Below are 22,348 nucleotides of genomic sequence, written 5' to 3'. Positions count from 1 at the left end.
ACTGTCGTTTTTTACATTTCAAAACTATGCATTATTGGCTATGTCACCAGGTGCTTTTTTGAATCGATGATACGCTTTCTTTTTTCTTGGTTGTTTGAACATGAACAATTGAACCAAACGATTGCCAAAATAAATACATTTACCCGTAAAGATAATGATGTTGGTGGACTGATAAATGGCGATGGTTTTGCAGATCGCCTTACCTCCAACGGTTAGTGCAGCAATGATACTCGTCAGAATAACGGTAATGATGATGAATAGAACAGATCCTTCCGTCGTATTGATTATTTTGGCTGCTTGAAAAACAACGGCAGTCGATGCAGCGCCACTTACGATTCCTGCAATATCACCGACAACATCATTGAAGAAGCTACAGAATACGGGTGCGTTTTTGGAGATGTAGGCAGCTTCCTTTGCTCCTGTCACTTTTTTCGATGCCATCGCATGAAAGTGGACCTCTTTCGAAGTGGCAGCAGCAAGTCCGATCGTATCGCCGATAATACCGATCAATATGAACAAAAGGACGACGAACATACTGACAAGTAAGCTGGAACCACTTCGGAAAAGGGTGGATACGAGGGAAAAGATGATGGCGAGACCGAATGTCAACAAACTGATTTTACTACTCCACGGGATAGATTCGTGTAATAGTTTGAGCATGAATAGAACAACTCCTTTTTACCGAGCGCTGTTTTGTTACCCATTCACATGAATTTTGCTCATGGGAAACATTTGCTCAAATTGTAACGCACCTCCAGCCTTATGTAAATGATAGGGCAAGGAGGTGGGGGGGGAGGAGACCTCAGATGGTCGCTCTATTCATCAGCATTCATCTCATAAAAATCTAGATATCATATTTGCGAAAAGCCCTTTTGTACGATCCAGAATAGATCGTTGCGTCAAATCGGGCAGGGAAAGCTGTTCGGATTGTTGTAGATCGAAGTCGATCACCTTTGAAATCTTCTCAATCAACGTTTCGCTCGTGAATAAGCAGTTCACTTCATTGTTCAAATAAAAGCTTCTTTTATCAAAATTAGCCGTTCCAATATCACAAAAAGAGTGGTCGATCATCAACACTTTCGCGTGATAAAAACCTGGATAGTACCGGTATATTTCTGCTCCTGCATTGAGTAACGGGAGTAAATACGGGATGGCTGCTTCTTTTACGAAAAGGTGATCCGCTCTCATCGGAATCAAAATCTTCACTTTCACGCCATTTTGACATGCGTTTTTCAAAGCTTGGACAAGCTTCCGACCAGGGATGAAATAAGGTGTACCGATAAAAATGGAGGACTTCGCTTCGTTCACTTTGTTGACGAAAAATTCCTCCATATGCTGACCGTTGGTGGCAAGTAACTCGAATGGTTCTGAACCGGTTTCAGAGACATCAGGAAAATCAATGTCGAATGATTCATCTGTTGATTGCTCCAATTCCCATCGGATCAAGGAATGGAACTGCCTTACTACTTGTCCGGACAATCGCAAATGATAATCCCGCCAATGGCCTAATTTCGGATCTTTTCCAAGGTATTCCTCTCCGACATTGTATCCCCCAATATACGCATAACGTCCATCTATGACGGAGACTTTGCGATGGTTTCGTCGATTATAGGAATAAAACAAGTAAGGAAATTTCGGTCTTTCTATAAGCAACACCTTTACGCCTGATGAACGAAGATTTTCCACCACTTGCTTCGGCAATTTATGGCTCCCAAGTGCATCCACGACAAAGAACACTTCAACGCCCTCTGAAGCCTTCTTCTTTAAAATCTGGAACAGTTCGCGACCGAGAGGATCATCCCGCACGATATAGAACTGGACGTAAATGAACGACTGGGCAGCCCTCAGATCTTCGAAAAATTGTGCAAAAAAAGTCGACCCTTCTGAAAAGAAGTCCCAATCACCATCTTCTGGGGAGAGCGTCAGTTTATTGGATTCAGATTGATGTTTTTTTCTTCCGAGAGTGAAGTCGGCAATCGCCCAAATCACTATGATGGCAAGGATTATGACGATTGTCATAAGCACGCTCATGGGAACCGCTCCTCTTTTCGTAGTGCTCTTACTATTCCCAAATGCACCTTCAACTATCAAATTCAGGAAAAAAGGCTCATCCAAAAATGTAGAATTTTTTACAAAAATATCGTTGACTGAATGCTCATTCACAAGAATCTATGCTATAATGATGTCAGAAAATTAGTTTCATTCTGAATTGAGGTCCTAATTTATTTTTTTCCGTAAATTCACCGCATGAAAAACCGAAGGGGGCTGAAACATTTTGGACGCACTATTGATTATCAACTGGCTTGCATTTCTTTTTGTAACCGCTTACGCATTCTACTTATTCGCTTACGTCGTGAAAACGAGATACGAGTATATCAAGCTTGGGAAGAAAGCTGAATTCGATCATACGATGAAGGAACGATTCCAGTCGATTCTCGTCAACGTTTTCGGGCAAAAGAAACTTTTGAAAGATAAAAAGAGTGGAATCATCCACGTCATGATGTTCTATGGATTCATCATGGTTCAATTCGGCGCGATCGATATGATCTGGAAAGGACTGGCGCCAGAATCGCATCTGCCACTTGGACCGCTTTATCCAGGCTTTACATTGTTCCAGGAACTTGTCACCTTGATGATTCTTGTAGCGGTGATCTGGGCTTTTTACCGCCGTTACATCGAAAAGCTCGTCCGCTTGAAGCGTGGCTTTAAAGCAGGACTCGTACTGATCTTTATCGGTGGCTTGATGCTTTCCGTACTATTCGGAAACGGAATGGAAATCATCTGGCATGACCTTGAATTGAGCTGGACAGCACCTGTTGCGAGTGCCATCGCCTTTTTATTCGGGTGGGTAGGAGAAACCGGCTCTGCCGTCCTATTCTATGTATCCTGGTGGGTTCACCTGTTGATCTTGCTCACATTCCTAGTGTACGTACCGCAATCCAAGCACGCGCATTTGATCGCAGGTCCGATCAACGTATTCTTGGGCCGTACGCATAAGGTTGGAAGGCTTGCAGCGATTGATTTTGAAGATGAAACACAAGAAACATTCGGTGTTGGTAAAGTAGAGGACTTCAACCAGAAGCAGCTAGTCGACCTTTATGCATGTGTCGAGTGCGGACGTTGTACAAACGTCTGTCCAGCGACGGGTACTGGTAAAATGCTTTCTCCAATGGATCTGATCATCAAGATTCGTGATCATTTGACGGAAAAAGGAGCAGCGGTCACATCTCGTACACCTTGGGTACCTGCTGTTGCGTTCAGTAACACGACAGGGAACCAATTGGCAGCACAAGGTGTCGGACATAACGAAACGGCTGCAGCTGTAGAAGAAGGAAGCCGTGGATTCGAATATACGATCGATCTGATCGGTGACGTCATCACGGAAGAAGAAATCTGGGCATGTACGACATGTCGTAACTGTGAGGACCAATGTCCAGTCATGAACGAACACGTCGATAAGATCATCGACATGCGTCGTTACCTCGTTCTGACGGAAGGGAAGATGGATGCGGATGGCCAGCGTGCAATCCAGAACATCGAGCGTCAAGGTAACCCTTGGGGCCTTAGCCGTAAAGAGCGTGAAGATTGGCGCGACGGACACGATGATGTCCATATCCCAACTGTAAAAGAAGTTGAAAAAGCTGGTGAAGAGTTTGAGTACCTGTTCTGGGTAAGCTCAATGGGCTCTTACGATAACCGAAGCCAAAAGATTGCGTTGTCTCTTGCACGCATGATGAACTCAGCAGGCATCAAGTTCGCAATCCTCGGTAACAAGGAGAAAAACTCTGGAGATACGCCTCGTCGTATCGGAAACGAATTCTTGTTCCAGGAAATCGCGACGAAGAACATCGAGTTGTTTGAAAAGCATAACGTGAAGAAGATCATCACGATCGACCCTCACGCTTATAACACATTCAAAAATGAGTATCCTGATTTCGGTCTAGAAGGCGTAGAAGTGTATCACCATACAGAGTTGTTAGCAGAATGGATCCGTGAAGGTCGCTTGAATCCAACACACGAAGTCAACGAGACGATCACATATCATGATTCTTGTTACCTAGGTCGTTACAACGAAGTGTATGAACCACCTCGTGATATTTTGAAAGCGATTCCGGGCGTGAACGTCGTTGAAATGAACCGTAACCGTCAAAACGGTATGTGCTGTGGAGCCGGTGGCGGACTGATGTGGATGGAAGAAGATGCAGGACATCGAGTCAACGTATCACGTACAGAGCAAGCGCTCGAAGTGAGTCCGACGATGATCGGAAGCGGATGTCCTTACTGCCTGACGATGCTCAGTGACGGTACGAAAGCGAAAGAAGTGGAAGACAACGTCCAGACGCTGGATGTCGTTGAAATCCTCGAACGCTCCGTACTTGGAAACGAAGAACAAAAGATTGCTCAATAGATGAAAAGCTTAAGCCCATAGATCAGCTCGGCCGAAAACCGAGCTTGATCTCTTTCTATGTAGCCGATTGAGCGTTCGCTCGCAATTTTAGTCTAATGCAATTCACCAATTAAAAGGAGGAGTTAGCAAATGGGGAAGACCGTAATCGTTAGTGGAGTCCGTACGCCGTTTGGAAAATTCGGAGGTGCTCTCAGTTCATTGACAGCGTCCCAACTTGGAGGAACAGCGATCAAAGAAGCGCTCGTCCGCGCAGGCATTTCGCCACAGGATGTCGACGAAGTCATCATGGGTTGCGTCCTTCAAGCAGGGCAAGGGCAAATCCCATCCCGTCAAGCTGCCAACATCGCTGGCATTCCATGGGGAGTGAAAACGGAGACTGTCAACAAAGTTTGTGCCTCTGGAATGAGAAGTGTGACGATGGCAGATCAGATCATCCGTGCTGGAGATGAAGAGGTCATCGTTGCCGGTGGCATGGAATCGATGAGTAACGCGCCTTACATGATGCCAAAAGCACGTTGGGGCTTCCGTATGGGTGATGGCAAGGTCATCGACTCGATGGTATCCGATGGATTGACGTGCTCTTTTAAGGGTGTCCATATGGGGAACTACGGAAACTCGACGGCAAAAGAGTTCAACCTCACGCGAGAGCAGCAGGACGAATGGGCATTCCGAAGTCATCAACGTGCAGTAGCGGCAACGGAATCTGGAAAATTAGCAGAGGAGATCATCTCAGTCGATGTTCCTCAGCGAAAAGGAGATCCAGTCGTAGTAGATGCCGATGAGGCACCACGTAAGGATTCGACAGCTGAAGCACTTGGGAAATTGAAGCCGGTGTTCGACCATGATGGAACGATTACGGCAGGAAACGCACCAGGCGTAAACGATGGTGCTGGTGCGCTCGTCCTTATGTCTGAGGATCGCGCGAAAAAAGAAGGCAAACAAGTGATGGCAACGATTCTTGGTCACACGGCAATTGCGATGGAACCGGAAAACTTCCCGCAAACACCGGGTGTCGTCATCAATGAACTCCTTAAGAAAACTGGAAGATCTTTATCGGAAATCGATCTTTTTGAAGTGAATGAAGCCTTTGCGGCAGTAGCACTGGCAAGCTCACAAATTGCAGATCTTGACGCGGAAAAAGTGAACGTGAACGGTGGTGCGGTCGCACTCGGTCATCCGATCGGGGCAAGCGGAGCACGTATCATCATCACCTTGATCCACGAACTGAAACGTCGCGGAGGCGGAATCGGTATCGCTGCAATTTGCAGTGGCGGTGGTCAAGGAGACGCAATCATGGTCGAAGTAGAAAAGCAATAATCCAAGGAGGCTCACATACATGCAAATTAAAAACATAATGGTCGTCGGCGCAGGACAGATGGGCGCTGGAATTGCACAAGTTTTTGCACAAGCGGAGTACAACGTCGTTTTACATGACTTGAAAGAAGATTTCGTACAAAAAGGGATGGACTACATCTCCAAGAACATGAACCGACAAGTGGAAAAAGAACGCATGACAAGAGAAGAAGCGGACGCGGTTTTAGGACGTCTTAAACCGTCCACAGACTTGAATAACGCATCCGATGTCGACTTGGTCGTCGAAGCGGTTGTCGAAAACCTTGATGTGAAATGCAAGTTGTTCACTCATCTCGATGAAATTACGCCAGAACATGCAATTCTCGCAACGAATACGTCCTCTTTACCGATTACAGAAATCGCAGCAGCAACGAACCGTCCGGAGAAAGTGATCGGCATGCACTTCATGAATCCGGTACCGGTCATGAAGCTGGTTGAAATCATCAGAGGACTTGCGACAACAGACGAAGTGTACAAAGTGATTGAAGATACGACAAAAACACTTGCCAAAACACCGGTAGAAGTGAACGACTTCCCAGGATTCGTTTCCAACCGTATCCTTATGCCAATGATCAACGAAGCGATCTACACGGTCTATGAAGGAGTTGCTGAACCAGAAGCGATTGACGAAGTGATGAAGCTCGGTATGAATCACCCAATGGGACCGTTGACACTCGCTGATTTTATCGGATTGGATACTTGCCTCTATATCATGGAAACGTTGCATGAAGGATTCGGGGACGACAAGTATCGTCCATGTCCATTATTGCGTAAGTACGTGAAGGCCGGATGGCTCGGTAAGAAAACTGGAAAAGGATTTTACGAATACAACTAGATTGTCGATGGATCGACAGACAGGGGGATGACCATGAATCTTCGTTTTACAGAAGAACAAGAAATGATGCGGAAAATGGTCCGTGATTTTGCGGAAGCGGAAATCCGACCGATTGTCGAGGAGATGGATGAAACCGATGAGTTTCCGAGAGCAGTCATTGATAAGATGGCTGAGCTTGGACTGATGGGGATACCGATCCCTGAGGAGTACGGTGGAGCTGGGATGGACTTCACTTCCTACATCATAGCGATCAATGAGCTCTCAAGAGTCAGCGCAACGGTCGGTGTCATCTTATCTGTGCATACTTCTGTAGGAACGAATCCGATTTATTACTTCGGGACAGAAGAGCAGAAGAAAAAATATGTCACGAAACTTGCGAGTGGACAGTACCTTGGTGCATTCGGATTGACCGAGCCAGGAGCAGGATCGGACGCGGGCGGTTTGAAGACGAAAGCAGTACGAGACGGAGATCATTACATTCTGAACGGATCGAAAGTGTTCATCACGAACGCTGGGGAAGCGGATGTGTACATCGTTTTCGCCTCGACGAACCCGGAAGAAGGCAGTCGCGGAATTACTGCATTCATCGTTGATAAAGATACGCCAGGATTCGAGGTCGGGAAAAAAGAGAAAAAGATGGGCTTGAACGGGTCGAATACGAGCCAGCTCATTTTTGAAGATGCCAAAGTACCGGTGGAGAACAGACTCGGAGAAGAGGGTATGGGCTTCAAAATTGCGATGTCCAACCTTGATGCTGGACGAATCGGAATTGCAGCACAGGCGCTTGGAATCGGTCAGGCAGCGCTTGAATATTCCACTGCGTATGCGAAAGAACGAAAGCAGTTCGGTAAGCCGATCGGATTGCAGCAAGGTGTCGGGTTCAAGCTGGCGGATATGGCAACGGAAGTGGAAGCTGCGAAGCTTTTAACCTATCGTGCAGCGAACTTGAAGTCACTTGGCAAGCCGTGCGGCAGAGATGCATCGATCGCGAAACTGTTCGCTTCAACAACCGCGACGAAATCGGCGATAGAAGCGGTGCAGATCCACGGCGGATACGGCTACACGAAGGAATACCCAGTTGAGCGATTGTTCCGTGACGCGAAAGTATGTGAGATTTACGAAGGAACGAGCGAAATTCAGCGGGTTGTAATCAGCAAACATTTGATGAACAACTAGTCAACGAATGATAAACGGCGAATTTCGTTGTTACTTGGTTTTTATCGGTCCTCATGTATGATTTATACACTCCGGCCGCTAAAAACCTACGTGCCTCGAACTTCTTGTTTCTAATCCGTTGACAGTAGAACTCATTGATGAATTGATCTAATTAGAAAAGGGAGAGGGAAACATGCAATTCCAACTAACAGAAGAACATGAAATGCTGAGAAAGATGGTCCGAGATTTTGCGAAAAATGAAGTGGAACCGACAGCAGCAGAGCGAGATGAAGAAGAACGCTTCGACCGCAGTCTATTCGATCAAATGGCGCAGCTTGGGTTAACGGGAATCCCATGGCCGGAAGAGTACGGCGGAATCGGTGCGGATTACCTTAGCTATGTCATCGCTGTAGAAGAGCTATCAAGAGTATGTGCATCTACGGGTGTAACATTATCTGCTCATACATCACTTGCTGGCTGGCCGGTTTATAAATATGGAAATGAAGAGCAGAAGCAGAAATTCCTTCGACCGATGGCGGAAGGGAAGAAGCTAGGAGCATATGGTCTTACTGAGCCAGGCTCCGGGTCTGATGCTTCCAAAATGAAAACGACAGCAGTCCGTGACGGCGATGACTATATCATCAACGGGTCGAAGATTTTCATCACGAACGCTGGAGATGCAGAAATTTATGTTGTATTCGCAGTAACGGATCGCGAAAGCAAGCACAAAGGAATCACAGCATTCATCGTTGAAAAAGGGACGCCTGGATTCTCATTCGGTAAGAAGGAAAAGAAACTTGGAATCCGTTCATCCCCTACACTGGAAATCATTTTCGAAGATTGCCGCGTTCCAGCGGAAAACCGTTTAGGAGAAGAAGGCGAAGGATTCAAGATTGCGATGCAGACGCTCGATGGTGGTCGTAACGGGATTGCCGCTCAGGCAGTCGGAATCGCACAAGGTGCACTTGATGCATCCACAAACTACGCAAAAGAACGTCAACAGTTCGGAAAACCGATCGGCTTACAACAAGGTATCGGATTCAAGCTGGCGGATATGGCGACGAAAGTTGAAGCTGCAAGACTTCTAACCTATCAAGCGGCTTGGCGTGAAAGCGAAGGGCTTCCATATGGTAAAGAATCAGCCATGTCTAAACTGTATGCGGGTGACATCGCGATGGAAGTGACGACAGAAGCCGTTCAGGTGTATGGCGGATACGGATATACGAAGGATTATCCGGTCGAGCGCTACATGCGTGATGCGAAGATCACTCAAATTTACGAAGGAACCCAAGAGATTCAAAGACTCGTCATCTCAAGAATGCTTTTAGCAGATTAATGGTCAGGTGAAAGACAGGAGGACCAACGATGCACGACCTCGCGAAGAAATTGATTGACAAAGATATGAGAGCGTTAGCCCGGGGTATCAGCTATCTCGAAAATGATCATGCCGATAAGCTTGCGATTTTGAAGGATGTGCATGACCAGGGGAAGGGTGCTCACATCATCGGAATCACAGGATCACCTGGTGCGGGGAAGAGCTCGCTCGTCAACCGGTTCATTCAATACCTCCGTTCAAAAAAGTTGACAGTCGGAATCGTTGCAGTTGATCCGACCAGTCCGTTCAGCGGAGGAGCCCTGTTAGGCGACCGGGTCCGTATGGCTGAACATTTTACCGATCCAGGGGTGTACATTCGAAGCATGGGGACCCGCGGCAGTCTTGGCGGACTTGCGAGAACGACGAAGGAAGCGGTCCGACTCCTGGACGCATACGGCTTCGACGTCATTCTCGTCGAAACGGTCGGTGTCGGACAGTCGGAGCTCGATATCATGAAAGTCGCGGATACGACCGCGGTCGTCTTGAATCCGGGAAGCGGGGACGTCGTACAGGTGTTCAAGGCGGGAATCATGGAAATTGCAGACTTGTTCATCATCAATAAAGCGGACTTACCAGGGGTGTCGAAGCTGATGACAGAAATCGAGGGAATGCTTGACCTCGTAAAACACGACGCCGCTTGGCGCCCGCCGATCGCTCAGACGATTTCCACCGAGAATAAAGGATTGGAGAGCCTTTGGACGCTGGTACAAAAACACGCCGACTTTTTAAAAGAGAGTGGAGAAGGCGAACGGAAGAAAACACGGATTTTACAAGAGGAAGTTCTGGAGGTCGTCCATTATGAACTGATGAAACGACTGCAAAAAGATCACCAGAACGGGAGCTGGAGAGACCAGATTGAACGCAGAGAAATCGACCCGTACACTGCTGCATCACAGATTTTGAGGGAGTTCATCGACGATCCAGCAGACGTTGAACGAGAAGATACAACTACGAAAGAGGGATGAGGTTGGGGAAGAAAAAAGTACCTTCACTTGTAAAAGATGAAAAGCTCATTCAAAAGCGTAGAGAAGAAATGGTCAAAGCGGCGGTGAGCCTTTTCAAAGATAAAGGATTCCACCGGACGACCACAAGAGAAATCGCAAAAGCAGCAGGATTCAGCATCGGTACGCTTTATGAATATATCCGTACGAAGGAAGACGTATTATATCTGGTCTGTGACTCGATCTATGATGAGGTACGTTCGAGGCTTCAAAGTGAGATTGTCATGGATCAGCCAGGCATTAACAGGCTCAAAGAAGCGATTGCCGCGTATTTTAAAGTAATGGATGAAATGCAGGACGAAGTGCTTGTCATGTATCAGGAAGCGAAGTCGCTTTCAGATGAAGCGCTTCCATATGTACTTAGGAAAGAAATCGAAATGACGGGCATGTTTGAAAAATTGATCCAGCGCTCTGTAGATGCTGGAAATCTGTCTTTATCGGAAAAAGAAGTGAATCTGCTCGCCCATAACATCATGCTGCAAGGGCAGATGTGGACGTTCAGACGCTGGGTGTTGCAGAGGGAACATACATTGGAGAGCTACACGCAGTTCCAGATCCAATTGCTGGTGGAAGGGATTGGGAAGGATCAAGCGGCGAGTCAGGTGTAGTTGATCTCACCAACAAAGTACTCTTTAAAACATAAATAGTTAAAAAAGAAAGGAGCAAGCCTCACATGGAAACGGAAATTTATAAGCCGAAAAATCATGTACGTTTCGTAACGGCAGCAAGCTTATTCGATGGGCATGATGCGTCCATCAACATTATGAGAAGAATCATCCAGGCGAGCGGTGCAGAAGTCATTCACTTAGGACATAACCGCTCAGTTGATGAAGTCGTGCAAGCGGCGATCCAGGAGGATGTTCAAGGAATTGCAATCTCTTCCTATCAAGGTGGACACGTCGAGTATTTTAAATACATGGTCGACTTGTTGAAAGAATACGGAGCTTCTCATATCCGCGTTTATGGCGGAGGTGGCGGCGTCATCATCCCGAAGGAAATCAAGGAATTGCACGAGTACGGTGTTGCGCGCATCTTTTCACCGGAAGACGGTCGAACGCTTGGCTTACAAGGCATGATCAACCAGATGGTCAAAGAGTGTGACTTCCCGACGTTCACTCAACTGAATGATGAACTGGATCTTCTTCCTAATCGTGACCCGAAAGCCGTGGCACGTCTCATTACCGTTGCTGAGAACTTTGGAAAAGTGAAAGCGGAAGAGATGGCTGCTACAGCTGAAAAAGCGATCACACAAATGAAAGAGATGCAGAACAAAGTACCTGTCCTCGGAATCACTGGTACAGGTGGAGCGGGTAAGAGCTCCTTGACCGATGAGCTCGTCCGTCGTTATTTGAACGAATTTGAGGATAAAACGATCGCGATCATCTCGGTCGATCCGACGAAACAGAAAACAGGTGGCGCATTGCTCGGAGACCGGATCCGTATGAACGCGATCCATTCTCCGCGTGTGTACATGCGAAGTCTCGCAACCCGTGGTTCGAAAACGGAGCTTTCCGAAGCGATTACCGATGCGCTGTCTGTCGTGAAAGCAGCCGGCTATGATTTGATCATCGTCGAAACGAGCGGTATCGGGCAAGGAAATGCGGAAATCGTCGAAGTCTCAGATGTATCCATGTACGTCATGACAAGTGAATTCGGAGCGCCTTCTCAATTGGAAAAAATCGATATGATCGATTTTGCCGATTTGATTGCGATCAACAAATTCGACCGAAAAGGTTCAGAGGATGCACTTCGTGAAGTGCGCAAAACGTATCAACGCAGCCGTATGCTGTTTGATCAAGACCTTGATAAGATGCCTGTCTATGGCACGATCGCAAGCCAGTTCAACGACGAGGGTACGAACATCCTGTTCAATGCACTCGTTGGTGTGTTGAATGAAAAGTTCGGCCTCGATTGGACGACATCTTTTAGCAGTGAAGGGAAAGTCGAAAAGCAGAATATGATCATCCCTCCTGACCGTGTCGGATATCTGAATGAAATCGTCCAAACGGTCCGTGGTTACAAGGAGTTCGTTTCTGAGCAATCTGAAACCGCTCGCAAACTGTTCCAAATCGAGGGTACTCTTGAAGCGATCGAAGAAACGAACGAAAACGGTGACGTGACAATCCGCACATTGAATGATGTGAAAAACAACTACGAAAAGAAAGTCCATCCTGAGGTGAAAGAAATTTTAGACGGATGGGATTCGTTGAAGGAACAATACAGCAAGGATGAATTCGTCACGAAGATCCGCGACAAGGAAATAGTGACCGAACTGAAGACACGAAGCCTATCGGGTCTTGATATTCCGAAAGTCGCTTTACCGAAGTTCAAGGATTGGGGCGAAATCGTCCGCTGGTCGATGCTCGAAAACGTTCCAGGACGTTATCCATTCACAGCAGGCGTATTCCCGTTCAAACGAAAAGGCGAAGATCCGAAGCGTCAATTTGCGGGTGAAGGGACACCAGAGCGAACAAACCGCCGTTTCCATTATCTATCGAAAGATGACGATGCGAAACGTCTATCGACGGCGTTCGATTCGGTCACTCTATATGGCGAAGACCCTGACCACCGTCCGGACATTTATGGAAAAGTTGGGGAGAGCGGCGTCAGCATCTGTACGCTCGAAGATATGAAAAAGCTGTATGCTGGCTTCGACCTGACGTCACCGACGACTTCTGTCTCCATGACGATCAACGGTCCAGCACCGATCATCCTGGCGATGTATATGAATACTGCGGTCGATCAACAGCTTGCTCGTTTTGAAGAAGAAAATGGACGCAAGCCGAATGAAGAGGAAACTGCAGAAATCAAGGCGAAGACGTTGTCTGTCGTGCGTGGTACAGTCCAAGCGGACATCCTGAAAGAAGACCAAGGACAAAACACTTGTATCTTCTCGACTGAGTTCGCATTGCGCCTGATGGGTGACATCCAGGAGTATTTCATCGACAACAAAGTCCGAAACTATTATTCTGTGTCCATTTCCGGTTATCATATCGCTGAAGCTGGCGCGAACCCGATTACGCAACTCGCGTTGACGCTCGCGAATGGTTTCACATATGTCGAGTACTACCTCAGCCGTGGCATGGATATCGATACGTTCGCACCGAACTTGTCGTTCTTCTTCAGTAACGGTCTTGATCCGGAATATACGGTCATCGGCCGTGTTGCACGTCGAATTTGGGCAACAGTCATGAAAAACAAATACAAAGGCAATGAGCGAAGCCAGAAGCTGAAGTATCATATCCAAACGTCAGGTCGTTCCTTGCACGCTCAGGAAATCGACTTCAACGATATCCGTACGACCTTGCAGGCGCTCATGGCAATTTACGATAACTGTAACTCGCTTCACACGAACTCTTATGATGAAGCGATTACGACACCGACGGAAGAATCTGTACGCCGTGCAATGGCAATTCAGATGATCATTACAAAAGAGCTTGGATTAGCGAAAAACGAAAACTCCTTACAAGGCTCCTTCATCATTGAAGAGTTGACTGACCTAGTTGAGGAAGCTGTTTTGAGAGAATTCGAACGCATCAATACGCGCGGTGGCGTGCTTGGCGCGATGGAAACACAATACCAGCGCGGTAAGATACAAGAAGAATCGATGTATTACGAAATGAAGAAACATGACGGTTCACTGCCGATCATCGGAGTGAACACGTACTTGAACCCGAATCCTCCTTCTGAAGAGGACTTCAACATGCAGCTCGCTCGTGCGACGAAAGAAGAGAAGGAACAACAAATCACGCACTTGCGTGAGTTCCAGAAGCAGCACGAAGATACGACTGCTGAAGCGTTACACCGCCTGAAGCAAACGGCATTGTCGGGTGGCAACTTGTTTGATGAGTTGATGACGACAGTCCGACATGCAAGCCTCGGTCAAATCACCCGAGCGCTGTATGAAGTAGGCGGAAAATACCGACGTAACATGTAATAGAATCATAGAGAGGGCTGACAAACGTCAGCCTTTCTTTTTTGAGGTTGTTTTCGTAAACTTTGTTGCTCTTGCACTTGAAGAAAGTATGAAATACTTTCTTCAGTATAAGGGCAACTAAGGCTCGACCTCATAAGCTTGGTCTCGCCAAGTTTTCTTTAAAAGTTGTTGATTTCCGCTCCAGGATGCTCGCTTTCCGCGGGGCGTGCGGTGAGCCCACTCGTCACTTCGCGACATTGAATGGTCTCACCTGTCCCGCTGATCCCGTCGGAGTCTCGCACCTTGCTCTACAATCAACTTACACAAGGTGATTTTTAAAAAGGGCTTAAAAGCAACAACTAACAACAAGACCAACATATGAGAACCATACAGAATCTATTATTTCTTTCTAGGAGATTTATTTGAAAAATTTATGCACAGCTATAGCATATCTTTAGAGAAATTGTTTATAATGGATGGTATGATTACGTTAGCTATGGCTATGGATACGTAGACATTGTTCTGCTTCCATCGCTTTATGTATAGAACAGCCTGAAGTTGGCTGGTTCACGATATCGATCCATAAGTAGAAAGGACGTGCCTTTAGATGCTCGATATGTACTCTAAGGAAGAATTGAAAGAAGTTTCAATGCTAGAAATCGCATATCATATTTTAAAAGACAACAAGAAACCGACACCGTTCACACAACTGATGGAACAAGTGTCCAGTGTGCGTGATATGGAACCACAGGAACAAAAAAAGCGTGTCGCTCAATTTTACACAGACATCAACATTGACGGCCGTTTCGTTTGTGTCGGAGACAACCAATGGGGTCTTAAGGTTTGGTACCCAGTTGAAAGCAGCGATGAAGAGCTAGCAACGACAATCAAACCTAAGAAGAAAAAAGGTAAAAAAGCGAAAGCAGCTTATGAGGATGACCTCGATGAGGATTTCGAAGATTTCGAGGATGAGCTGGATGAAGATTTCGAAGACGATCTTGAAGACGACTTCGACGCCGATGATGAAGATGATGTCGACGAGGAAGATGAGGAATACGTAGACTTCGACGAAGAAGAAGGCGACCTTTCCGACGATGACGAAGATTCCGAAGACGATAACTACGATAGCGAAGAATCGGAAGACGACGAAGAAGACCGATAATAGACCTTGACATTTACAAGGAAAGTAGATAGAATCATTTTTGGGCTTTACTTATAGTCTTAAAATGAATTGAAATCGAATATATATGAACCCAAAAACAAAAGCGCCCCCCGTGAGGGACAGGTGTCGCTTTTGTTTTTTTTATATTTATTTTGCCCCTTCTATTAATACCTGTTTATTTCGGCATACTGTTAAGAGGATAAAATTAAAATTACGGAACTCAAGGGGGAACCAACGTGACAAAAAAGTATATCTTCGTAACTGGTGGAGTAGTATCTTCCTTAGGAAAAGGAATAACAGCGGCATCACTCGGCCGTCTTTTAAAAAATAGAGGTGTAAAGGTCACGATTCAAAAGTTCGATCCATATATCAACGTGGATCCAGGTACAATGAGTCCTTACCAACACGGTGAAGTATTCGTAACAGATGATGGCGCAGAAACTGACCTTGACTTAGGGCACTATGAGCGTTTCATCGACATCAACCTGAACAAATACAGCAACGTTACGACAGGAAAGATCTATTCCACTGTATTGAAAAAAGAACGTCGTGGAGACTATCTTGGTGGAACGGTACAGGTCATTCCGCACATCACGAATGAAATCAAAGAGCGCGTTTTCCGTGCAGGACGGGAAACAAACGCGGAAGTCGTCATTACAGAAATCGGCGGTACAGTAGGGGATATTGAAAGTCTTCCATATCTCGAAGCAATCCGTCAGATCAAGAGCGACATCGGTGTCGAGAACGTAATGTACATCCATTGTACGCTCGTTCCATACATCAAGGCTGCAGGCGAAATGAAAACGAAGCCGACTCAGCACAGTGTAAAAGAACTGCGTTCACTCGGAATTCAGCCGAACATCATCGTCGTTCGTAATGAAATGCCGTTACCGCAAGAAATGAAGGACAAAATTGCCTTGTTCTGTGACATCCACCCGGATTCAGTGATTGAAGCGATGGACGCAGAGACGTTATACGAAGTTCCCCTATCTCTACAAAAACAGAACATGGATCAAATCGTCTGCAAGCACTTGAAGCTTAATTGTCAGGAAGCGGACATGACGGAGTGGAAAGAGCTCGTCAACCGAGTTACGAATTTGAAAAACAAGACGAAAATTGCATTAGTCGGAAAATACGTCGCATTACCAGATGCGTATATTTCAGTTGTCGAATCCTTACGTCACGCAGGTTATGAATTTGATGCTGACATCGAAATCGACTGGGTGAACTCTGAAGAGGTTACAGCTGAAAATGTAGAAGAAATGCTAGGCGATGCAGACGGGATCTTGATTCCTGGTGGATTTGGAGATCGTGGTATTGAAGGTAAAATTTCTGCTATTCGTTATGCACGTGAAAATAAAGTGCCGATGCTTGGTATCTGTCTTGGAATGCAATTGGCTTCCGTTGAATTTGCTCGTCACGTACTCGGATATGAGGATGCGCACTCTGCAGAAATCAACCCTGCGACGACACATCCTGTCATCGACCTACTACCAGAGCAAAAGGATGTAGAAGACCTTGGAGGTACACTCCGACTTGGGATCTATCCTTGTAAGTTGCAAGAAGATACAAATGCTTTTGCAGCTTATGGTGACGAAGTTGTATATGAACGCCATCGCCACCGTTATGAGTTCAACAATGAGTTCCGCGAAGAGATGGAGAACGCTGGGTTCATTTTCTCTGGGACAAGTCCGGACGGAAGACTTGTCGAGATCATCGAATTGAAGGATCACCCTTGGTTCGTCGCATCTCAATTCCACCCGGAATTCAAGTCACGCCCGACAAGACCACAACCACTCTTCCGTGACTTCGTAAATGCAGCAACAAACCTGAAAAAATAATTCATTATAGAAACCGATCGACGAAAAGCTAACGGGTTCACTTCAGAGGTGCAAACAAGTTAATAACAAAGAGAAACGCACTGGATTTCACAATGAAATTCACAGTGCGTTTTTTATTGTTATATCAGCCATTCCCTAATCTTTTGTGCCTAAATAACATATGAATTCACATACCATTTTACAAGGGCTGAAATAATTATTGGAGGGCTGTGAATTTAGGTGTGATTTTTTGTTGTACGGACAGGAGATCCGTTATTTGTGACAAAAAAGCTCATTTCGGGGTGCAAACGGACATCAGAGACGCTATTCTTTAAAAAGTATATGGTTTTTAATGATTTTGGCCCAAATAAGGTACCATATGTCCGTTAGGTTTAGTAAAAGTGAATAATGTATAGAAATAAGGTCCTCAATGTCCGTTAGATTTATAAATTAGTCATTCTTCATCAATTATCAATAAGTAACTGGATCCATTAAGACTCAAGAGTGGATTCAAGAAGTATAATCAAGCACAAATCGGAGGGAGATATATTAGAGACAACATTAAATATCCAAAAAACCCAAACAGGCTATGAACATTCCGTCGCTGGTTCCGGAATGAACATAGCCTGAAAAGGTCTCGCGTTCCACTATGTACGTGGCTCCTGCTACAGCCATTTTGAAGTATCAAATCGGGTCAGTTTCTGCATATGGGTCCAGAGATTGAGGGGAGAGAAGGTAGACTCTGAAATGTTTTGGGGGATATATTGTAGATGGGCTGTAGAGGATTTGCGGAAAAAGGTGACTTTTGTCACGCTTTAATCTAATGATTCTCCATCTTTTTACAATTTACCTGCTAAAATATTAAAAAAATATAAAAAATTTAACAGAATTAAACTTTTTCTGTAGAATGAAGACTAATTTAATCTTCAATATCATATTCTTCGAGCATTTCTGAGACGGTAAAATAAAGTGCATAGTAAGCATAAAGGGCGCACATGAAAGTCGGGTAACCAACTCGGCGGCCTTCATCGTCTGGTACCAGACCTTTCAGTAGTTTCGTATCAATGTGAAATTCATCAATAGCCGTTTCTTGTCCGCTTTCGACAGCACCAACGGATACAGTGGAAGCACCAACGGAACGGGCAACCTCAAGTACCTTCAAGCTTCGATCATCATTTGCTTTGTTTGAAAATACCAGCAAACAGTCTTCTGGCTTGAGCTCAACATCGTTCCGATAAGGTGAAACAGAAGGAATTCTTTCCTCACTATTGACGATGACCGTAGCAATGGCTTCGAGTTCATCGAAACCTTTTACATAGATGGTTCCATCACCAATGACGGATTGGGCTAGAAGACGGGCGCAGTCTTCAATTCGATCCTCTTCGGTTTCTTGTATATTACGAAACACCCCGAATAATTGGGTTGTGAATATTTTCAACATGTCGATCACCTCCCAAATAGTATAACGTGTCGACTGAAAATCATAAAATCCGAATTCAAATGGTAGATTTTGACGATATAGAAGGAGAATGAAGAAATTCAGCGAATTATGTAAAGAGATCATATAGAAGGGCATTACAACAACAAGGAAGCTAGGGTGTGATATAGGTATGAAAGGGAAAATTCTAATCGTCGATGACCAATATGGAATCCGTATTTTGTTGAATGAAATCTTCAAAAAGGAAGGCTATCAAACCTTTCAAGCTGCAAACGGAGTCCAGGCATTATCCATTGTAAAAAATGAAAAGCCAGATTTACTGATTCTCGATATGAAAATCCCGGGTATGGATGGGCTAGAGATTTTACGCAGAGTCAAAAAAGTGGATAAAGATGTCGGCGTCATCATCATGACTGCTTATGGTGAGCTGGATATGATCCATGAAGCCATGGAGTTGGGTGCGATCACTCACTTTGCAAAACCTTTTGATATCGATGAAATACGGGAAGTCGTGAAGAAAAATCTACCAATACGCTCATAATTGTTGTACACAACGCACAGAATAGGGTTGATTCAAAACCTTAGAACCGCTCCATTACGATTATCGGAAAGGAGCTGTACCTTGGGGAATTTGGATCAACCTTTTTTCGTACGGATTGCGGATTCCGGTCAAAATTGATATGCTATAATTGTTTTTATGAATCCAAGTTAATCTTGTCAGGGGTTGATTGGCGATCGATTCGCAATCACCCTCTGTAAGCATGAATAAATAAGGGTCAATTACCCACAAGGAGGAAAATGTCAATGCCTTTAGTTTCAATGAAGGAAATGCTCGAAAAAGCCAAGGCGGAAGGATACGCAGTTGGTCAATATAACTTGAATAACCTTGAGTTCACTCAAGCGATTCTTCAAGCTGCTGAAGAAGAGAAATCTCCATTAATTTGTGGAGTATCTGAAGGTGCAGCTCGTTATATGGGTGGCTTCAAAACAGTCGTCAACCTGGTTGAATCACTAATGGAAGAATACAATGTGACAGTACCGGTTGCCATTCACCTTGACCACGGCTCTAGTTTCGAAAAATGTGTCCAAGCAATCAACGCTGGATTCACTTCCGTTATGATTGATGGATCCCACTACCCACTTGAAGAGAACATCGCTCTAACGAAGAAAGTGGTAGAGGTTGCACATGCTGTCGGAGTTTCTGTAGAAGCGGAACTTGGACGTATCGGCGGACAAGAAGACGATGTGATTGTTGATGATGCAGAAGCAGCATACGCGATTCCATCCGAGTGCGATCAATTGATCCGTGAAACAGGTGTTGACTGCTTCGCTCCAGCACTAGGTTCTGTACACGGACCATATAAAGGAGAGCCTAACCTTGGGTTCGACCGTATGAAAGAAATCAGTGAATTGACTGGTGTACCGCTTGTCCTTCATGGTGGTACAGGAATTCCGACAAAGGATGTCAAAAAAGCGATCTCTTATGGTCACGCGAAAATCAACGTCAACACTGAAAGCCAAATTTCAGCATCAAAAGCTGTTCGTGAAGTACTTGCTGAGAAGCCTGAGTTGTATGATCCTCGTAAATACATGGGACCTGCACGTGAAGCGATCAAGGAAACAGTCAAAGGCAAGATGCGTGAATTCGGTTCTTCAAACCAAGCATAAGTCTAATTTGATACAAGTTGGTAAAGGAAACCGAGACTCGGTTTCCTTTCCACTTATCCATTAAGCCAGGATAACTTTCAGCAAAGTTGTCATTTCCCCTCCCTACTACAAAGTCAAAACCCACTAATATATACAAATACAAACGAACGTTTTATAAACATAAGGAGTGAAACTGCACATGAAATTCTTTATTGATTCAGCGAACGTAGACGAAATTCGTGAAGCTCATGAGCTTGGAATTTTAGGAGGCGTCACGACAAACCCTTCATTGGTTGCAAAAGAAGGTGTCGATTTCCATGATCGGTTGCGTGAAATCACTTCATTCGTTTCCGAATCTGTTAGTGCCGAAGTCATTGGCTTGAAGTATGAAGAAATGGTGGAAGAAGGGAAAGAGCTTGCAGCCATCGCTCCTAACATCACCGTTAAAGTCCCTATGACAAAGGACGGACTGAAAGCTGTAAAGACTTTTACTGAATTAGGAATCAAAACGAATGTAACGTTGATCTTCTCGGCAAACCAAGCGCTATTGGCAGCGCGTGCAGGTGCTACATATGTATCACCTTTCCTAGGAAGACTCGATGATATTGGTCAGGATGGATTACCGTTGATTTCTGAAATTGCGGAGATTTTCAATGTCCACGGAATCGAAACAGAGATCATTGCGGCATCTATCCGTCATCCGATCCATGTAACAGAAGCAGCACTTCGTGGTGCGGATATTGCGACGATTCCAGCGAAAGTACTGAACCAACTCATGAGTCACCCTTTAACAGACCAGGGCATTGAAAAATTCCTGGCTGACTGGAATAATAGTCAAAAAGGTTAAAAGAACTCAGGAAAATAATGGATGATTTATCCATTTTTGCTTACAATAACGTTAGACGAGTTTTGACTTCTTGAATTTGTATACGAAGAAGGGAGAAAGCAATGGAGAAATTAATGATCGAGGGAGGACATCCCTTAGAAGGTACGGTTCAAATCAGTGGTGCGAAGAACAGTGCGGTTGCGCTGATTCCTGCTGCGATTTTGGCTGATTCGACCGTGACGATCGACCATCTCCCAAACATCTCGGATGTAGGTATTTTACGTGATTTGCTTGAAGATATCGGTGGGGAAGCGAGCCTGGAGAACAACTCACTCACCGTTAATCCGGAAAAAATGATCTCTATGCCACTTCCGAATGGGAAAGTGAAAAAGTTGAGAGCGTCCTATTACTTGATGGGTGCGATGCTCGGTCGTTTCAAAAAAGCAGTTATCGGTCTTCCGGGCGGTTGTAATCTTGGTCCTCGGCCGATCGATCAACATATAAAAGGTTTCCAAGCACTTGGTGCGACTGTCACGAACGAACAAGGTGCGATTTATTTGCGTGCAGACGAACTTGTCGGCGCAAGAATCTACCTCGACGTCGTAAGTGTAGGTGCAACCATCAACATCATGTTGGCAGCGGTTCGTGCGAAAGGACGTACGATCATTGAAAACGCTGCGAAAGAACCTGAAATCATTGATGTAGCCACATTGCTATCCAGCATGGGCGCGAAGATCAAAGGAGCAGGTACGGATGTTATACGTATTGATGGCGTCGATTCTTTACACGGCTGTCGTCATTCTATTATTCCAGATCGTATAGAAGCTGGAACGTACATGATTTTGGCAGCAGCTATGGGGAATGGTGTCACAATTGACAACGTCATCCCACTTCACTTGGAGTCGTTGATTGCGAAGCTCCGTGAAATGGGGATTCATATTGAAGAGTCCGACGATTCCGTTTTCGTCAAAAGAGATCGTGAGCTTAACGGGGTAGATGTGAAAACACTTGTATACCCTGGATTTGCAACGGACTTGCAACAGCCTTTCACAGCTCTTCTGACGAGCACTGAAGGTACAAGCATCGTGACCGATACGATCTACAGTTCACGTTTCAAGCATATCGACGAACTGAGACGTATGGGTGCGAATGTAAAAGTAGAAGGCCGCTCTGCGATCATCAATGGCCCGACTCCGTTAGAAGGAGCAAAAGTGAAGGCGACAGACCTGAGAGCGGGTGCTTCACTCGTCGTTGCCGGTCTGATGGCAAAAGGCATTACGGAAATCTCGAATATCGAACACATCGATCGTGGCTATGAAAATCTCGTCAATAAACTGCAAGGGTTAGGAGCAAAAGTTTGGCGCGAGAATTTTGATGTGGAAGAGTTGAATGAAGTTAACCAGTCTTAGACA

Annotated in this window: 17 protein-coding genes; 14 read left to right on the top strand and 3 right to left on the bottom strand. The window is 45.4% G+C overall.

Annotated elements, in window-relative coordinates; genetic code table 11:
* Positions 1–24 precede the first annotated feature (24 nt).
* The gene (locus ACSVDE_RS15370; protein ID WP_439301732.1) at positions 25–660 is read right to left on the bottom strand and encodes a hypothetical protein; all 636 of its coding nucleotides are present in this window, start codon (positions 658–660) and stop codon (positions 25–27) included.
* Between the two features lie 174 nt (positions 661–834).
* The gene (cls, locus tag ACSVDE_RS15365) at positions 835–2,031 is read right to left on the bottom strand and encodes a cardiolipin synthase (RefSeq protein ID WP_439301731.1); all 1,197 of its coding nucleotides are present in this window, start codon (positions 2,029–2,031) and stop codon (positions 835–837) included.
* Positions 2,032–2,275: 244 nt separating this feature from the next.
* Here cls and ACSVDE_RS15360 point away from each other — a divergent pair, with 244 nt between their 5' ends.
* The 10 genes from ACSVDE_RS15360 (at position 2,276) to ACSVDE_RS15315 (ending at position 17,046) form a co-directional block, all read left to right on the top strand.
* Positions 2,276–4,408, top strand: a complete 2,133-nt coding sequence (locus tag ACSVDE_RS15360; protein WP_439301730.1) for a (Fe-S)-binding protein — start codon at positions 2,276–2,278, stop codon at positions 4,406–4,408.
* 129 nt (positions 4,409–4,537) lie between these two features.
* Positions 4,538–5,725: an acetyl-CoA C-acetyltransferase gene (locus ACSVDE_RS15355; RefSeq protein WP_439301729.1), complete on the top strand. Its 1,188-nt coding sequence runs from the start codon at positions 4,538–4,540 to the stop codon at positions 5,723–5,725.
* Between the two features lie 19 nt (positions 5,726–5,744).
* Positions 5,745–6,596, top strand: a complete 852-nt coding sequence (locus ACSVDE_RS15350) for a 3-hydroxybutyryl-CoA dehydrogenase (protein WP_439301728.1) — start codon at positions 5,745–5,747, stop codon at positions 6,594–6,596.
* Between the two features lie 33 nt (positions 6,597–6,629).
* Complete coding sequence (locus ACSVDE_RS15345; protein ID WP_439301727.1) at positions 6,630–7,772, top strand: acyl-CoA dehydrogenase; 1,143 nt, start codon at positions 6,630–6,632, stop codon at positions 7,770–7,772.
* Between the two features lie 172 nt (positions 7,773–7,944).
* Positions 7,945–9,087 carry an acyl-CoA dehydrogenase gene (locus ACSVDE_RS15340; RefSeq protein WP_439301726.1) on the top strand — a complete coding sequence of 381 codons (1,143 nt, stop codon included), beginning with the start codon at positions 7,945–7,947 and terminating at the stop codon, positions 9,085–9,087.
* 29 nt (positions 9,088–9,116) lie between these two features.
* The gene (meaB, locus tag ACSVDE_RS15335) at positions 9,117–10,091 is read left to right on the top strand and encodes a methylmalonyl Co-A mutase-associated GTPase MeaB (protein ID WP_439301725.1); all 975 of its coding nucleotides are present in this window, start codon (positions 9,117–9,119) and stop codon (positions 10,089–10,091) included.
* A gap of 2 nt (positions 10,092–10,093) precedes the next feature.
* Complete coding sequence (locus ACSVDE_RS15330) at positions 10,094–10,735, top strand: TetR/AcrR family transcriptional regulator (protein ID WP_439301724.1); 642 nt, start codon at positions 10,094–10,096, stop codon at positions 10,733–10,735.
* Positions 10,736–10,800: 65 nt separating this feature from the next.
* Positions 10,801–14,064, top strand: coding sequence for a fused isobutyryl-CoA mutase/GTPase IcmF (icmF, locus tag ACSVDE_RS15325; protein ID WP_439301723.1), 3,264 nt, complete (start codon positions 10,801–10,803; stop codon positions 14,062–14,064).
* A 586-nt stretch (positions 14,065–14,650) separates the two neighbouring features.
* Entirely contained in the window at positions 14,651–15,205 is a 555-nt protein-coding gene (gene rpoE / locus ACSVDE_RS15320) for a DNA-directed RNA polymerase subunit delta (RefSeq protein WP_439301722.1), read from the top strand.
* A gap of 236 nt (positions 15,206–15,441) precedes the next feature.
* Entirely contained in the window at positions 15,442–17,046 is a 1,605-nt protein-coding gene (locus ACSVDE_RS15315; RefSeq protein WP_439301721.1) for a CTP synthase, read from the top strand.
* Positions 17,047–17,944: 898 nt separating this feature from the next.
* Here the strand turns inward: ACSVDE_RS15315 and ACSVDE_RS15310 are convergent.
* The gene (locus tag ACSVDE_RS15310; protein WP_439301720.1) at positions 17,945–18,466 is read right to left on the bottom strand and encodes a DUF2529 family protein; all 522 of its coding nucleotides are present in this window, start codon (positions 18,464–18,466) and stop codon (positions 17,945–17,947) included.
* 169 nt (positions 18,467–18,635) lie between these two features.
* Here ACSVDE_RS15310 and ACSVDE_RS15305 point away from each other — a divergent pair, with 169 nt between their 5' ends.
* The 4 genes from ACSVDE_RS15305 to ACSVDE_RS15290 all read left to right on the top strand — a co-directional run bounded on the left by ACSVDE_RS15305 (position 18,636) and on the right by ACSVDE_RS15290 (position 22,345).
* Positions 18,636–19,004, top strand: a complete 369-nt coding sequence (locus ACSVDE_RS15305; protein ID WP_226547492.1) for a response regulator — start codon at positions 18,636–18,638, stop codon at positions 19,002–19,004.
* Between the two features lie 263 nt (positions 19,005–19,267).
* The gene (gene fba, locus ACSVDE_RS15300; RefSeq protein WP_439301719.1) at positions 19,268–20,131 is read left to right on the top strand and encodes a class II fructose-1,6-bisphosphate aldolase; all 864 of its coding nucleotides are present in this window, start codon (positions 19,268–19,270) and stop codon (positions 20,129–20,131) included.
* A 178-nt stretch (positions 20,132–20,309) separates the two neighbouring features.
* The gene (fsa, locus tag ACSVDE_RS15295; RefSeq protein ID WP_439301718.1) at positions 20,310–20,957 is read left to right on the top strand and encodes a fructose-6-phosphate aldolase; all 648 of its coding nucleotides are present in this window, start codon (positions 20,310–20,312) and stop codon (positions 20,955–20,957) included.
* Between the two features lie 101 nt (positions 20,958–21,058).
* Positions 21,059–22,345 carry a UDP-N-acetylglucosamine 1-carboxyvinyltransferase gene (locus tag ACSVDE_RS15290; RefSeq protein WP_439301717.1) on the top strand — a complete coding sequence of 429 codons (1,287 nt, stop codon included), beginning with the start codon at positions 21,059–21,061 and terminating at the stop codon, positions 22,343–22,345.
* Positions 22,346–22,348 lie beyond the last annotated feature (3 nt).

It is taken from the genome of Pseudalkalibacillus sp. Hm43 (assembly GCF_051842935.1).
Classification (GTDB): domain Bacteria; phylum Bacillota; class Bacilli; order Bacillales; family Fictibacillaceae; genus Pseudalkalibacillus.
This window is presented reverse-complemented; position numbering and strand designations above follow the sequence as displayed.